The 15308-nt window shown below is 47.0% G+C and carries 17 protein-coding genes and 1 tRNA gene; 12 read left to right on the plus strand and 6 right to left on the minus strand.

The genetic code is table 11. From position 1 onward, the window contains the following. Positions 1-14 precede the first annotated feature (14 nt). Both ACTF5U_RS00405 and gpmI read right to left on the minus strand, forming a co-directional pair. The gene (locus ACTF5U_RS00405) at positions 15-1226 is read right to left on the minus strand and encodes a murein hydrolase activator EnvC family protein (protein WP_438969647.1); all 1212 of its coding nucleotides are present in this window, start codon (positions 1224-1226) and stop codon (positions 15-17) included. Next, on the minus strand, positions 1210-2745 hold the full coding sequence (gene gpmI / locus ACTF5U_RS00410) for a 2,3-bisphosphoglycerate-independent phosphoglycerate mutase (protein WP_438969648.1): 1536 nt from the start codon (positions 2743-2745) through the stop codon (positions 1210-1212). The genes ACTF5U_RS00405 and gpmI overlap by 17 nt, the downstream gene beginning before the upstream one ends. A 326-nt stretch (positions 2746-3071) precedes the next feature. Between gpmI and ACTF5U_RS00415 the strand changes: the two genes are divergently transcribed. From ACTF5U_RS00415 to ACTF5U_RS00435, 5 genes are read left to right on the plus strand one after another with little or no spacing between them, the layout of a single operon-like run. Beyond that, the gene (locus ACTF5U_RS00415) at positions 3072-3491 is read left to right on the plus strand and encodes a rhodanese-like domain-containing protein (protein WP_438969649.1); all 420 of its coding nucleotides are present in this window, start codon (positions 3072-3074) and stop codon (positions 3489-3491) included. A gap of 27 nt (positions 3492-3518) precedes the next feature. Beyond that, entirely contained in the window at positions 3519-3776 is a 258-nt protein-coding gene (grxC, locus tag ACTF5U_RS00420; RefSeq protein WP_438969650.1) for a glutaredoxin 3, read from the plus strand. Positions 3777-3797: 21 nt separating this feature from the next. Further along, a complete protein-coding gene (secB, locus tag ACTF5U_RS00425; RefSeq protein WP_438969651.1) occupies positions 3798-4286 on the plus strand; it encodes a protein-export chaperone SecB in 489 nt (162 codons plus the stop codon). 14 nt (positions 4287-4300) lie between these two features. Continuing rightward, the gene (locus tag ACTF5U_RS00430) at positions 4301-5341 is read left to right on the plus strand and encodes an NAD(P)H-dependent glycerol-3-phosphate dehydrogenase (protein ID WP_438969652.1); all 1041 of its coding nucleotides are present in this window, start codon (positions 4301-4303) and stop codon (positions 5339-5341) included. A gap of 14 nt (positions 5342-5355) precedes the next feature. Further along, positions 5356-6225, plus strand: a complete 870-nt coding sequence (locus ACTF5U_RS00435) for a hypothetical protein (RefSeq protein WP_438969653.1) — start codon at positions 5356-5358, stop codon at positions 6223-6225. 49 nt (positions 6226-6274) lie between these two features. Here ACTF5U_RS00435 and ACTF5U_RS00440 read toward each other — a convergent pair whose 3' ends face one another. Next, positions 6275-7447, minus strand: a complete 1173-nt coding sequence (locus ACTF5U_RS00440) for a class I SAM-dependent methyltransferase (protein ID WP_438969654.1) — start codon at positions 7445-7447, stop codon at positions 6275-6277. A gap of 17 nt (positions 7448-7464) precedes the next feature. Here ACTF5U_RS00440 and ACTF5U_RS00445 point away from each other — a divergent pair, with 17 nt between their 5' ends. After that, on the plus strand, positions 7465-8184 hold the full coding sequence (locus tag ACTF5U_RS00445) for an SDR family NAD(P)-dependent oxidoreductase (RefSeq protein ID WP_438969655.1): 720 nt from the start codon (positions 7465-7467) through the stop codon (positions 8182-8184). On the opposite strand, the gene folK is transcribed toward ACTF5U_RS00445, so the two are convergent. After that, positions 8131-8649: a 2-amino-4-hydroxy-6-hydroxymethyldihydropteridine diphosphokinase gene (gene folK, locus ACTF5U_RS00450; protein ID WP_438969656.1), complete on the minus strand. Its 519-nt coding sequence runs from the start codon at positions 8647-8649 to the stop codon at positions 8131-8133. The two genes, ACTF5U_RS00445 and folK, sit on opposite strands and share 54 nt — an antisense overlap. Beyond that, complete coding sequence (folB, locus tag ACTF5U_RS00455) at positions 8646-8999, minus strand: dihydroneopterin aldolase (RefSeq protein WP_438969657.1); 354 nt, start codon at positions 8997-8999, stop codon at positions 8646-8648. Before folB ends, folK begins: the two co-directional genes overlap by 4 nt. A gap of 77 nt (positions 9000-9076) precedes the next feature. Here folB and plsY point away from each other — a divergent pair, with 77 nt between their 5' ends. Then, the gene (gene plsY / locus ACTF5U_RS00460; protein WP_438969658.1) at positions 9077-9670 is read left to right on the plus strand and encodes a glycerol-3-phosphate 1-O-acyltransferase PlsY; all 594 of its coding nucleotides are present in this window, start codon (positions 9077-9079) and stop codon (positions 9668-9670) included. Here plsY and tsaD read toward each other — a convergent pair. After that, entirely contained in the window at positions 9667-10674 is a 1008-nt protein-coding gene (tsaD, locus tag ACTF5U_RS00465; RefSeq protein WP_438969659.1) for a tRNA (adenosine(37)-N6)-threonylcarbamoyltransferase complex transferase subunit TsaD, read from the minus strand. The two genes, plsY and tsaD, sit on opposite strands and share 4 nt — an antisense overlap. A gap of 136 nt (positions 10675-10810) precedes the next feature. Between tsaD and rpsU the strand changes: the two genes are divergently transcribed. From rpsU to ACTF5U_RS00490, 5 genes are all read left to right on the plus strand, one after another. Then, positions 10811-11026, plus strand: a complete 216-nt coding sequence (gene rpsU / locus ACTF5U_RS00470) for a 30S ribosomal protein S21 (RefSeq protein ID WP_438969660.1) — start codon at positions 10811-10813, stop codon at positions 11024-11026. A gap of 24 nt (positions 11027-11050) precedes the next feature. Continuing rightward, positions 11051-11512, plus strand: coding sequence for a GatB/YqeY domain-containing protein (locus ACTF5U_RS00475; protein WP_438969661.1), 462 nt, complete (start codon positions 11051-11053; stop codon positions 11510-11512). Between the two features lie 69 nt (positions 11513-11581). Beyond that, entirely contained in the window at positions 11582-13297 is a 1716-nt protein-coding gene (gene dnaG, locus ACTF5U_RS00480; RefSeq protein WP_438969662.1) for a DNA primase, read from the plus strand. A gap of 92 nt (positions 13298-13389) precedes the next feature. Then, positions 13390-15210: an RNA polymerase sigma factor RpoD gene (gene rpoD / locus ACTF5U_RS00485; protein WP_438969663.1), complete on the plus strand. Its 1821-nt coding sequence runs from the start codon at positions 13390-13392 to the stop codon at positions 15208-15210. Positions 15211-15224: 14 nt separating this feature from the next. Next, positions 15225-15301: transfer RNA gene (locus ACTF5U_RS00490), tRNA-Ile, on the plus strand. Positions 15302-15308: the final 7 nt, after the last annotated feature.

Consider the following 15308-nt stretch of genomic DNA (forward strand, 5'->3'; position numbering starts at 1 on the left):
TATTAATTTATCTTTTAGCCCTGTTTACCTAACCACTTTAACGGGTTTGTGGGGCTGCCACGATGGCGGATTTCGAAATACAATCCAGCCAGCCCGCGAATTCCCTGTTCGCCCGATTGGGCAATCGTGTCGCCGGCCTGAACAAATTCACCTGCATCTTTGAGCAGGCTTTCATTGTTGCCATAAAGGGTCATGTACTGTTCACCATGGTCAATGATGATCAACAAGCCGAATCCTCTTAACCAGTCAGCAAAAACGACACGACCGGATGCTGTTGCGTGAACTTCATTGCCCGTGGGTGAAGCGATAACGATGCCCTGCCAGGTGAGTTTACCAAGATTTCTTGGGCTACCATAGCGTGCCAGTACTTTTCCGCTCACAGGCCAGCTGAGAGTACCATTCAGACGCGAGAAAGGTGTGTTTGGTTTCACTGCAGTGACAGTTTTTTCAGTTGGCGCCTTTTCTTGCGCCTTTTTTGCTTGTTCTCGCCGTTTGGCTTCTTCTCTGGCCAGTGAATCAAGCAGTTTCTGTAAGCTTTTTTCTTCCTGTTGCAGTGCAGCAAGTTGTGCATTTTTACCGGAAATCGTTTTATCCAGCGCCGCCAATGTGGCCTGTCGTTTGTCGGTTTCCTGTTGGAGAATGGCCTGTTGCTGCTGCTGCTCTGCGAGTAGCGTCTCTAATGATTGCTGGGCTAATAAAACCGCCTTTTGTTCTTCATTTAGCTGGCTAAGTAAGGTATTAATTTCCTCAATCTGGGCTTCACGAGCCTGGTGAAAATAACGGAAATAGGTGCTGCCACGGCTGATGGTCGCGATATCCTGCTGGTTAAGCAGCATTTCCAGATAGCTGGGTTCGGCATTGACAAACGCTGCTCGTATTTGAGCATAAAGTGCGTCGAGTTGCTGTGTTTGCTCTTCTTCTTTTAAACCCATCTGTTTTCGTAAGGTGTTGAGCTCCGCGTCTTTGCTTTGGATCTGTTGCTCTAATGCTCGTAACTGTCGATTAAGCTCAGATACCTTTCGACTCTGATTTTTGAGTTGGGCATAGAGCTCTTCTCGACTGGCTTTTTCCACTGATAAGTCAGCATTGAGCTCTTTGATATCTTCACGAACGGAATCAAGTTGCTGCGCAGAGTCTGGTTCGGCATGCACGCCGACAGAGACAAGCAGAAGCACAAAAAACTGAGAAAATGACTTCAACACGAGGGCTTTAAGGCTTAACTTCAATAAGCAGGTGCTTACTCATTTCTGCCGGAATCGGCAGGCCCATCAGTGTCAGCATTGTAGGTGCGATATCCGATAAAGTTCCTTTCTCGTGGCAGACAGCATCTCGACCCGCATAAAGGAGCGGCACCACGTTATTGGTATGTGCGGTGTGTGGTTGTCCAGTTTCATGGTTCACCATGCGTTCTGCATTGCCATGATCGGCGGTGACAATCATTTCACCACCGGCCTGCTCCAATGCATCCCATATCTTGCCAAGGCATGTATCCAAGGCTTCTACAGCCTCAACAGCGGCATCAAAATTACCGGTGTGTCCGACCATATCCGCATTGGCAAAGTTACAGATGATTACGTCATATTTGCTGCTTTGAATCGCCTCAACAAGATTATCGGCGACCTCTGGTGCATTCATCGCCGGCTGTTGATCATAGGTATCGACTTTGGGAGAAGGGATTAAGATACGATCTTCACCGTCATAGGGCTGATCCAGTCCGCCATTAAAGAAGAAAGTGACATGCGCATACTTTTCCGTTTCAGCAATGCGTAACTGTTTGAGTCCAAGCGAAGAAAGGTATGCCCCCAGAATGTTATTCATTTTTTCTGACGGGAAAGCAACCGGCGTATCAAAATCCTTTTTGTATTCGGTCAAAGTAACAAAGCTGGCAAGCTCGATTGAGCGGGGTAAGGTAAACCCGTCAAAATCAGATTTAATAAAGCATTCAGTCAACTCACGGGCACGATCGGAACGGAAGTTCATAAAGACGATGCTGTCGCCATTTTCCACCGGCACTGCGTCGCCAATTGTAGTGGGTTTGACGAATTCATCGGTTTCTTCACGTGCATAGGCATTTTCCAGCGCCTCGCTTGCGGTTTGAGCCTGATAAGCTCCTTTCCCTTCGGCGATAAGCTGGTAAGCCTCTTCAACCCGATTCCAGCGATGATCTCTATCCATAGCATAAAACCGACCGACTATCGTTGCCAGTCGTCCCTTGCCCAGTTTTTCAAAGGTTTTTTCCATGGCCTCAATGGCTGATTGGGCACTTTTTGGAGCGGTATCACGACCATCAAGAAAAGCATGCACATAAACTTTATCGGCACCCCGTTTGACCGCCATTTCAGCCATAGCATGGATATGTTCTTCATGACTATGTACGCCACCATTTGATAACAAGCCGAAGATATGTACGGCTTTATTGTTTATCGCTGCCTTGTCGACGGCATCAGCTAAAACCGGGTTATCGAAGAAAGCACCTTCTTCAATGGCTTTACTGATTCGAGTGAATTCCTGATACACGACTCTGCCAGCCCCTAAATTAAGGTGGCCGACTTCAGAGTTACCCATTTGATCGCCAGGCAGACCAACACCCGCTCCGGAAGCATGAATTAATGTGTGTGGATATTGTTGCCAGAGTTTGTCCCATACAGGGGTATTGGCAGCAAGAATGGCATTGTTTTCCGGGCTTTCGCTGTAACCCCAGCCATCAAGAATAATCAGCGCCAGTGGTCGGTGTGGGTGAGTCATTAAATAATCCTTAAAACTAGAAGTGGTCGGGTTCTCTTGTGACTGACCTGTGTGTTATATGTTATTCGAAGTTGATGCCGTGTATTATATGAGCTTTTGTGATGAAATACAGTCACAGGTTTTTGTAGTCTGAAGTTTTTATTCAGCTGAAAAGTCAGGTGTTGTCTACAGTGACAGCCTCGGCACAGGCATTGAGCACGGTGGTATTACTGACAACTTTGACTGTCGCTGCAAAGAACTGAATACCGTCAGCGATGGCTTTGACTTGTCACGTAGCTTAATGACTTTCACAAACAGAAATCAATTAATCAGCATGAAGGGGTGCTATGGAACACTTGGGTGAGTTTATTGTTAATCATTGGATTTTGGTCACAGCCTTTGTGATTCTGGCGTGGTTGGTCTTTTCAGATTCAATAAACCGTCGGCTCAGTGGTTTGCAACCGCTTGGCGCAACGCAGGCTGTCAGACTAATAAACCAGAGTAAAGGCAAGTTTGTAGATGTGCGTGATAGCGCCGATTATGAGAAAGAACATATCGCAGATTCTGTGAATCTACCAATGTCTCAGTTGGCAGATGATTCAAATAAATTGAAAGATAAATCACAACCATTGGTTATCGTCTGTGCCAGTGGACAGCGTGCCCGTAGTGCTGCCAAGCAACTCCGGGGCCAGGGCTTTGAACAGGTTTACGTTTTAACAGGCGGTTTACATGCTTGGAAAGAGGCGAAGCTGCCTCTGTTTAGTTAATTTTTTAGAAAATGGCAGGGTTTTATTGTGGCTAAAGTAATTGTTTATTCTTCCGCTCATTGTCCTTATTGCGTGATGGCCAAGCAGTTGCTTGAACGTAAAGGCGTGGATTATCAGGAAATTCGTGTGGACCTGGATCCATCTAAACGCGAAGAGATGATGAAGAAAAGTCAGCAACGTACTGTGCCGCAGATTTTTATTAATAATAAAGCCGTAGGCGGTTACACTGATTTGGTTGAAATTGATCGTGCCAAACAGTTGGATAGTCTGTTGGCACAATCATAACGTTATAGAGAAGGAATAATCATGGCTGAAGAGAATACAGCAGCAGGCGAAGAACAAAAACCACGTTTCATCATCCAGAAAATCTATACGAAAGATGTTTCTTTCGAGTCACCGAATGCACCCGAAATTTTCCGTGACGAATGGCGTCCGAAGCTGGATTTGCAACTGGGTAATGACTACAACCGCATCGATGAAGACAATCACGAAGTAATTTTGTCGGTTACAGTGACAGCTACAGTTGGTGACAAAACGGCTTTTCTGGTTGAAGTCAAGCAGTCTGGTATCTTTACTTTAACCGGATATAGCAACGAAGAAATGGGTCCTCTGCTTGGCAGTTACTGCCCTAATACGCTGTTCCCATTTGTACGTGAAGTCGTTTCAGATTTGGTTACTAAGGGCGGCTTCCCGCAGTTGGTTCTATCGCCAGTGAACTTTGATGCCATGTACATGCATCAAAAAGAACAAGCCAAACAACAGGCTGAAGCTGCCAAGTCTCAAGCGACACATTAATCGCGGTTGGAATTGTGGCAGTTCAGTCAAAGCTTTCCCCTACTCTGGTTATAGGTGCCGGAGCATGGGGTACAGCGCTGGCGATGGCGATTGCCAGAGGTGGTGATGAGGTTTGGTTATGGGGACGTGATCAGGCCCAGCTGGCAGCGATGAAGCAGTCGCGCACGAACGAACGATATCTGCCTGGTATTCGGTTTCCCGATTCCTTAAAACTAGTCGACGATTTCGAACAGGCAGTAAAAAATTGCCAGCATGTGTTGATTTCAGTGCCTAGTACTGCGTTTACAGATACCCTGAAAAGCCTTCAGCCGCTACTTGCTAAGGCGACCCCGGTCAGTTGGGCTACTAAAGGGCTTATCCCTGAAACGGGGCAGTTTTTGTTTGATGCAGCGAAAGATATCCTCGGTGAATCACATCCATTGGCTGTGCTTTCCGGGCCCTCCTTTGCTGCTGAAGTTGCTGCTAAATTACCGACGGCCGTGACAGTTGCTTCACCGGATCAACCGTTTTCTGTTGATTTGGCGAACCTGATGCATTCAGCTACATTTCGTGTTTATACGACACATGATGTCCTGGGTGCGCAGATTGGCGGTACGGTAAAAAATGTTCTGGCCATCAGCGCAGGTATCTCTGATGGGTTAGGATATGGTGCCAATGCGCGTGCAGCTTTAATCACGCGGGGCATGGCAGAAATCAGACGTTTTGCTGCGATATTGGGAGCAGAAAGCGACACCTTGTTTGGGTTGTCAGGTATTGGTGATTTGATTTTGACCTGCACCGATGACCAAAGCCGCAATCGTCAGCTGGGTCTTGCGATAGGTAAAGGCCTTTCGGTAGACGAGGCGGTGAAAGTGGTTGGTAAAACAGTAGAAGGCATGCATGCTGCGCGGGAAGTACTTCTGCGTGCACAACAGGCCAGTGTGGAAATGCCTATTGTCGAACAGGTATGCAAAATCCTGTTTGAGGGGTACGATCCGTCCGAGTCAGTACAGGCATTATTATGCAGGGAACAAAAAGCAGAATTATTGCACCCTGCAAATACTCAGGTTAATTAAAAGAGGAACAATATATGCGAGGCATATTGAAGAATAGTGCAACGATTGCCGTTATCATGGTGCTCAGTCTGGGACTGACAGCCTGCGGTAATTCGCCCAAGCAAGAAGGACCCGTGATTGCATCAGAGGGTAAAAAGGTATTTGAAACCGGTCTGCAATATGTTCAGATAGAAGATCGTCAATCCGCAGGTGCTTCTAATGACCACCCTGTTTCGATCTCTTCCGAAAACATGCGCACACTGTTGGAGTCTCTTTACATTACCGATACGGTGTTATTTAAAGAGCGCCAATCACCGTTGTTCTCAGACTATGAGCTACAAGTTTTGAGTTCCGCCCTTCCCTCTGGGCTTGCTCGGGCAGAATCCAGTGAAGATGTGACTTTTGTGACGATTGGTACGCATAAAAGTACACTGGCAGCAGAGCGAGAAACCAACACCGGCCGTGTATTCTTCAGTGGTGGTCGCTTAAATATCATTATGGGTAAGGTTCGAGAAGTCTATAGAGAAAAAGATCCTATTACTAACCAACCGATTGATCGCAGAACGAACCCGCTTTCACCCGGCACACGCGCATCCGACTCAGAGCCGGAAAGATCCATTGTGCTTGATACGGGCATCTCCTTTTACGTTGATCCTAAAACGGGCGAAGAGCGCACGGATTGGATTGTAATGGATATCCCAACGGTACTCGCTACTATGGCTGAACGTGAAGCTGAAGTGGGTGAGGGATTCCTGAGTCCAGAACAAAAAGAAGCTATTGCACGCAACACACAAGAAACGAATAACTTGCGTGACGATATGGCGAATATCAAAGAAGTCTTGTTTGAAATGAGCGACAAGCTCGACAAACTGCAAAACCAAATTGATGAATTGAAAGCCGAATAAGCATTCATCTCATCATTAATCAAAAAAAGGAGTCTTCGGACTCCTTTTTTTATAACTGATAACGTCGATCGTGTGACTGCAAGCGCGGCAATAATTCAAGCTCACGGGCCAGACTAAGAACCTTAAATTGGTGCCCCATCACATCGGGCAATAATAATTGTTTTAATCCGGCACTGTGTTTTAACCAGCTTAGTGAATCGCTTTCAGCTTCAATTTGTGCCGCGATCTCAGTGATGCTGCCTGCCAGAAGGAAGTCACCCTGTTCATGAAACCCGGCAACATGGAGGCCAGCCGCTAGTGCTGTATCAGCGAGAGTGCTGAAATCAACATGAGCACTGATATCCTGCAGTCCAACAAGCTGAAGAGGGTCATCAACAGCCTGATGCTGGTAATAGCTGCGTAAGGTGCCCTGAGTCCTATGTGGTGAGTATAACTCTGAGAATGAATAACCGTAGTCAATCAGGAAAATTGCCCCCTGTTGAAGCACTGAAGCAAGAGTCTTCAGCCAATCAACTACCGCCAGACCGACCTCAGTGAAATACTCGCTTTCTCCGGCGTAACGCTTTATATGTTCTGCGCGAACCAGTAATTCGGCATTAGACAACGGTGTTTCCTGCCATGTAAAGCTCCCGTTATCAGTTGTCACGCACCGTTCAAAAACATCGTTATTGATAAACCGAAGTAAATGCACCGGCATCGCATCACAGACCTCATTTGCTAACATCACACCTGTAAAGTTTTCAGGCAAGCAGTCAATCCAAGCGACACATTCAAATAGTTCAGGCAGTTTTTCAGCAATCAGTTGCTGCTGGCGTGACCGCAGGTCTGCGCTGATTTCCAATATGAAATAACGCTCGGGCAAAGCATGGTTTAATTGCAGCTGAGATAGAATGGCGACCGCAAGTTGTCCTGAACCTGCCCCAAACTCAAGAATATTCTTGCTTTGGCATTGTGACAGCGCATCCTGTATGTGGTTGGCAAAAGCATATCCAAACAGCGAACTGATTTCAGGAGCTGTGGTGAAGTCACCGCCCTCCCCTAATTTATGGCTGCCAGCACTGTAGTAACCGAGCCCTGGCTGATACAGACAATACTGCATAAAGTCTGCAAAGCTGATGAAGCCACCTTGCTTTTCAATTTCTGCCGCAATCAGGCGTTTGAGTTGGTCACTATGTTGTTGCGCCAGAGCATCGTCAGCGACTATCGTTGTCTTATGATTCATTTACGAGGATTAAACCGTTGCAAAAAAAAGTTCTTGTTACCGGCACTAGCCGTCGGGTGGGGTTACATATTGCTAAACGTTTACATCAGGATGGCTATTCGGTACTAGCACATTACCGCAGTGATACTGACGGTGTCCAAGAATTGAAATCCCTTGGAATTGATACCATACAGGCAGATTTTAACAGTCGCGACAGTATTCTTGCGTTTGTGTCACGGTTACGGGATCAATATCGTAGTTTTCGCGGGATTATTCATAATGCGTCCAGCTTTTTTCCGACAGATGACGATCTTGCTCGCGCAGCAGAACAATATGAGGCTTTTTTCTATGTGCACATGATGGCGCCGTTTCTAATCAATCAAGGTCTTCATGATCGTTTGCAAGGCGATAATGATGATCCCGCTGACATTATTCATATCACTGATATCAATGTAGAAAACCCTACGCCGCGCTTTGATATTTATGGTACGACCAAGGCGGGGTTGCACAATATGATGTTGGTATTAGCCAAGGAGTATGCACCCGCTATCAAGGTTAATGCGGTTGCGCCCGGACCCGTTTTGTTTACAGAATCGCACTCGGAAGACGTTAGACAAAACATGATGGCAGAAACACCACTGGCCAAAGAAGGCGGGGCCGAGCCGGTTTATCTGGCAATTAAAAGTTTGCTGACTAACCCGTTCCTAACCGGTGTTTCCATCCCGGTAGATGGTGGTCGCCGTCTTTCCAAACGATAACGTATCCGCTTGCACTTCTGTGCCCTGCTGAAGCGCTTCGGAAACCGCCTTGCCGCTTAAATAAGCTTTGATTTCATCAATGATGGGATATAAAAAATACTCATCGGTAATGTTGCTGGTTTCTCGTGCTGAATCTCGCGGGAAAGACATGTAAGCCAGAATATCCAAGTCAGCTGGGCGGTCTTTGTGTTTACTGTCCGGATCGTCCCGGTCTCTGCCTAATGCGATTTCAATCTCATTACAGATGTGCTTGAGATCGGCTTCTTCCATGTCTGTTTCAATAAAGGCCACGGCATTGAGAAAATAATGCTGACTGTTCATCCCTACTGGCGGAATGTGGAGAACCCGACTGAGATGGATATGATCAAACCGGTGAAGCAGTGATGTCGCGATGTGAGCAAAATTATCAAACGGATCGATATTACTGCCCAACCCAAGCAGGTAGCCAGCTCTGATGGGGCTCATCCGCGAGGCCGTTCAATCACGACACGCGCAGTGTTTTGTCCATGTAGGGCGACGGGTTTACTCAGCGTTAATTTGAGTTTGGGAATGGGGTAGTTTTCCAGCAACATCTTCGACAAATCTTCAGCCAGGGTTTCAATGAGCTGGTACTGACTGGCTTTGACGAAAGCGACTATGCTGTGTGCTATGGCGCCATAATCCAGCGTTTTGCTAATATCCTCAGTAGCGGCCGCTGGTTGTATATCCCAGTCCATTTCCAGATCAAAACTCAATGTTTGCTGAGTTTGGCGTTCCCAGTCGTAAATGCCGATAATTGCGTCAATTTTAAGATCGTTGAGAAATATTTTATCCATCTGCAAGCTGCTTTGAGGGTGGCAATCATGTTTTTGCGCCCTATAATGTCGCAAAAACCAACAGGAAGCATCATATCATGCTTGAAACACTTGCTTTACCCATTGCGCTGTTAGTTGCAGCTTATCTTATCGGCTCATTAAACAGTGCCATTGTACTGTGTAAATTAGGCGGTCTGCCGGATCCCCGCACGCAGGGATCGGGTAATCCCGGTGCTACTAATGTGCTGCGTTTTGGCGGGAAAAAATTGGCAGCTACAGTATTACTGATTGACGTGCTGAAAGGTGTTTTACCGGTGGTTGCTGCGCATATTCTAGGTTTGGATATGGTGTGGGTGGCGGCCACGGCATTTGCTGCATTTTTAGGGCATCTGTTTCCTATTTTCTTCCAGTTTCAGGGAGGCAAAGGTGTCGCAACAGCATTGGGCGGTTTTTTGGCTTTGGCACCGGTTCTGGCTTTAGCTGGGCTGGCAACATGGGGGCTGGTGTTTGCTGTCAGTCGTATTTCTTCCTTGTCTGCGTTGACGGCCGCTGCGATAACACCCTTTTACAGCCTGTGGTTAATAGAGAGTGTCGGCGCTCGCTGGTTGATTTTGATTATCGCGTTGATGCTGATTGCTCGTCATCACAGCAATATTCGTCGTCTGATAACAGGCCATGAAGGCAAGTCTTAAGGCGGTGTCAGTTCATTTAATGGCCAGCGTGGTCGCACGGTAAAGCTTGCCGGATCCTGTTTCACCATCGCTTTTTGCCTAACGGCCCCTGCAAAGGCAATCATGGCGCCGTTATCGCTGCAAAACTGCTGGCGTGGATAAAATACCTCGACCCCGGGCATAGCATCAAGTTTGTTGCGCAGCGCTTTGTTGGCACTCACCCCACCGGCAACCACCAGACGTTTATGCCCTGTTTGTTTCAGCGCCCGACGACATTTAATCGCTAAGGTATCGACTACCGCTGTCTGAAAGGCTAAGGCAATATCAGCGATGTCCTGATCCGTTTTATCGCTATCAAGCCAGGTATTCATTGCGAAGGTTTTCAGACCACTAAAGCTGAAATCCAATCCGGGCCGGTTGGTCATGGGTCTGGGAAATTCGAACCGATTGGCAACGCCCTCTTCTGCTTTGGCAGCTAAATACGGTCCACCGGGATAAGGCATGCCCAACAATTTTGCTGTTTTATCAAAAGCCTCACCGACAGCATCGTCTATCGATTCCCCTAAGACTTCATATTCACCCACAGCTTTAACGTCGACCAGCAATGTGTGTCCTCCTGAGACCAATAAAGACACAAACGGAAACTCAGGTGAACGATCTTCCAGCAATGGCGATAATAAGTGCCCTTCCATATGATTGACGGCTAAAGCAGGTTTATCCAGTGCCCAGGCGATACTTCGGCCAATTGCTGCGCCGACCAATAAAGCGCCTGCCAGCCCCGGCCCTGCTGTGAAGGCAACAGCATCAATATCGCTGGTTTCCAATCCAGCAGACGCCAGTACCTCATCAATCAAGGGCAGCGTTTTACGGATATGGTCACGTGAGGCAAGCTCCGGTACGACGCCGCCATACTCAGCATGTAGCTCGATTTGACTGAACAGAGTATGAGCCAGTAGACCCTTCTCAGTGTCGTACAGGGCGACACCCGTTTCATCACAGGAGGATTCAATTCCTAAAACGCGCATTTCTTTTCCAAGCATCAATTTAATAACAATGCACATTATGCCTTTTTTGAAATAAAGTGATTTAACTGTTTGCTTTCTGGTAGATATTTCGTACAATTGGGGGTTTTCCGTACAAGAATTGTTTAGGGAGCATTGAATGCCTGCAGTTAGAGTTAAAGAGAACGAACCATTTGACGTAGCTTTGCGTCGCTTCAAACGTGCTTGTGAAAAGGCCGGTACAGTTGCTGAAGCCCGCGCACGCGAAGCATATGAAAAGCCAACAACTGTTCGCAAACGTGCAGCAGCAGCGGCCGTTAAGCGTCATCAAAAGAAACTGTCTCGTGAAAACGCAAGTCGCGTTCGTTTGTACTAATCTCACAAGATAGTCGATAAAAATATGCCAGCTGAAGCCAGCCCGTTAAAGGTCACCATTCAGGATCAAGTCAAAGTCGCTATGCGCGCCAAAGACAAAGATCGTTTGAATGTGCTGCGACAAATCACCGCATCTATTAAACAGGTTGAGGTCGATAATCGTACCGATCTGTCAGATGACGAGATCATTGTGATTCTGACTAAGATGACCAAACAACGTCGTGAAGCGTTAGACCAGTATGAAAAAGCGGGCCGTGATGATTTGGCTGACATTGAAAAAGCAGAACTCGTTATCATTCAGGAGTTTTTACCTGAAGCGCTGAGTGAGGCCGAAATTGCGCAAGCAATTCAATCTGCGATTGATGAGTCTGGTGCTTCCAGCATTAAAGACATGGGTGCAGTGATGAATGTCCTGCGTCCAAAGATCCAGGGTCGTGCTGATATGGGCGCGGTGAGTGGTCAAGTTAAGGCTGCATTGAGTAACTAAAAGCTTATGCAGCCAAGTCTATTAAGACGTGGTTAATATTTACTGCGAATTTGAGCCATAATAGCGATTATGGCTGGACAAATCCCCACACAATTCATTGATGAGCTACTGGCACGGGTTGATATCGTTGATATCATTGACACCCGTGTTGCGCTCAAAAAAGCAGGTAAAAATCTTCATGCCTGCTGTCCTTTCCATAACGAAAAAACACCTTCCTTTACTGTCAGCCAAGAAAAGCAGTTCTATCATTGTTTTGGCTGCGGAGCCCATGGAACCGCCATTGGCTTTCTGATGGAATACGATCAGCTGAGTTTTCCTGAGACAATTCAAGAGCTCGCTGATCATGTGGGCATGACAGTGCCCACCACTCAGCAGTCCAATCTCTCTCCCGTTAAACAAAGCCTGTATGACCTGATGGACAAGGTAGGTCAGTATTATATTCACCAGCTACAAACACACCCCCAAAGACAGGGCTTTGTCGACTATCTCAAGCAGCGCGGTTTGTCTCAGAAGACAGTGGAGCACTTTGGTATCGGCATGGCTCCTGATGGCTGGGATAATGTATTACGGACTTTTGGTAGTAACCCCGAACAGACCAAACAACTGCTTGAGGGCGGCTTACTGATCAAAAATGATAAAGGCCGAACGTACGATCGCTTCCGTAACCGCATTATGTTTCCCATTCGGGATAGAAGAGGGCGGGTTATTGGTTTTGGTGGTCGTGTTCTGGATGACGGCACACCTAAGTATCTCAATTCGCCTGAAACACCGATTTTTCATAAAGGTACAGAACTCTACGGCTTGTATCAGGCACGTAAGGCAAACCGGAAGCTGGAACGTATCGTCATTGTTGAAGGCTATATGGATGTCATTGCTCTGGCTGAGCACGGCATCAGCAATGCGGTTGCCACCTTAGGCACATCCACCACCGCCGATCATCTACGTTTATTATTGCGTGCAGCGCCGGAAGTCGTGTTTTGTTTCGATGGTGACAGAGCTGGCCGTGATGCGGCATGGCGGGCGGCTGAAAATGCCTTACCCATGCTGGGTGGTAATCAACAACTCAAGTTTATGTTCCTGCCGGATGGAGAAGATCCAGATAGCCTGGTCAGCGAGCAAGGGTCAGAAGCCTTTAATGAACGGGTTTTAAATGCGCAGAATTATTCAGAGTTCTTTTTTGAAACGCTGAGCAGCCAAGTCGATATTGCCTCCATGGATGGCAGAGCCAGACTGGTCGAGATGGCGAAGCCCTACCTAAAGCATGTACCTGCCGGTGTATACCGAGACATGCTTGAGCAGCGTCTGGCAGAGCTCTCTAAAACCAACATGGCTACCTTGAATAAGCATCTGGAAAAACCAGCCGTACAAAAAAGAACAGTCAAAAATAAAGCTCTGGCGACGATGACGCCAATACGCATGGCGATAACCATTGTTCTGCAATATCCTATTCTGGCTTGCGAGATTGACGATGTCACAGCAATTCGTGATGTGAATCAGCCGGGCGCAAATATTTTGCAGCAATTGCTTGAAACTCTGCACCAGCATCCCCATTTAACAACTGCGGCCCTTCTTGAGCGCTGGCGGGATAAAGAAAACGGGGCGCATCTTCAGAAACTTGCTTTGCAGCCGTTAAGTTTATCAGCGGATGCTCTCAAGCATGAACTCACAGGGATAGTGTCTCAACTGCAGAAGGAAGCCAGGCAGCAGAGACTGATTTACCTTGAGAGCAAACCACTCAGCGAGCTTACTGAAGCAGAAAAGGCCGAGTGGAGGTCGTATAAGTGAATGTTTTTAGTTAATTTTGATGCAACAAGAGACCATTTTCAGTATAATGAAGGGTTCACGTATATTAGCGTCAAGGGTTTTAAAGGGGCCGCATGAAAGATCAACAATCACGCGTTAAGGAACTTATCGCCTTAGGGAAAGAACGTGGTTATCTCACCTATGGTGAGATTAATGATCATCTTCCAGAAGATCTAGTCGATGCTGATCAGGTAGAAGATATCGTCAGCATGTTTAGCGATCTCGGTATCATGGTCCATGAAGATGGTCTGGATACTGATGAGATGGAGCGTCTTGCTGAAGCCATTTCTTCCAACGATGAAGTCTCTGATGAAGAGGCTGCCGCAGTATTAGCAAGCTCCGATGGTGAGTTTGGTCGCACAACCGATCCTGTCCGCATGTATATGCGTGAAATGGGCTCAGTTGAACTGCTTACGCGAGAAGGCGAAATTGTTATCGCCAAGCGTATTGAAGCCGGTCTACGCGAAAGTCTCTTGATGCTGTCAACATACCCTGACTGCGTTGCCTCCTTCCTTGAATTATATGATGCTGTTGAAGCGGGCGAAATGCGTCTCAATGAGCTGATCAAAGGGTTTGTAGTTGTTGAAGAAGAAGTCGAAGAAGATGACGCAGTCGATGCTGCTTCAAATGACGACAGTGACTCAGATTCAGACGATGATAATGACGTTGATGATGAGGAAGAAGACGACTCAGCGGGTGAAATAGATCCGGAAGAAGCTAAAGCACGCTTTGACGCGTTGCGTGAAAGCTTTAAAGAATCCAACAAACCAGATGCCCCAGAAGAAGCACAAGAACAGACCACGAATCTGTTCATGGAATTCAAATTAACACCGAAAACGTTAATTTATCTCAATGATCTGATGGCAGATACAATCGACGAAATTCGCAAGCAAGAAAGAACGATTATGAATATCGTTGTTGGTCAAGCGCGAATGAACCGTCGTGACTTTATTGAGTCATTTCAAGGCAATGAAAGCAACGTCAACTGGGCGGATAAACATATTCGTGCCAAAAAGCTCTACTCCTCCACGATCAAAAAGCACCATGACGAGATCGTTGCAGCGCAGAGCAAATTAGCCGAGATCTCAAATGATCGTGGCATGTCGATTTCAGAAATCAAAGAAATTGCCCGTCAAATGTCGATTTCTGAAGCTAAAGCACGACGTGCTAAAAAAGAAATGGTCGAAGCCAACCTGCGTTTGGTTATCTCCATCGCTAAAAAATATACCAACCGCGGTCTGCAATTCCTGGATCTCATTCAGGAAGGCAACATCGGTCTGATGAAAGCGGTTGATAAGTTTGAATACCAACGCGGTTATAAATTCTCGACCTACGCAACATGGTGGATTCGCCAGGCGATTACCCGTTCTATTGCGGATCAGGCGCGTACCATCCGTATTCCGGTTCATATGATCGAAACGATTAACAAACTGAACCGGGTTGCCCGTCAGATGCTTCAGGAAATGGGCCGTGAACCGACACCTGATGAGCTGGCAGAACGTGTTGAAATGCCAGAAGATAAAGTACGTAAAGTGCTTAAAATCTCTAAAGAACCGATTTCAATGGAAACCCCAATCGGTGATGATGAAGACTCACATCTGGGTGACTTTGTGGAAGACGTCAACGTCATTTCACCATCAGATTCTGCCATCATTGAAGGTCTGCGTGAAGCCACCCAAGGTGTGTTGAACGGTCTGACTGAACGTGAAGCGAAAGTACTGCGTATGCGTTTCGGTATTGATATGAATACTGACCACACGTTGGAAGAGGTCGGCAAACAATTTGATGTCACGCGTGAACGTATTCGTCAGATAGAAGCGAAAGCATTGCGTAAGCTTCGTCACCCTTCACGCTCCGATCAACTGAGAAGTTTCCTCGACTCAGAAGGTTCGTAAGACAAAAAGCTGTCGGGCCTATAGCTCAGTTGGTTAGAGCAGGGGACTCATAATCCCTTGGTCCCAGGTTCGAGTCCTGGTGGGCCCACCATATAAAT

This window comes from Methylophaga sp. (assembly GCF_965655755.1).
GTDB lineage: Bacteria > Pseudomonadota > Gammaproteobacteria > Nitrosococcales > Methylophagaceae > Methylophaga.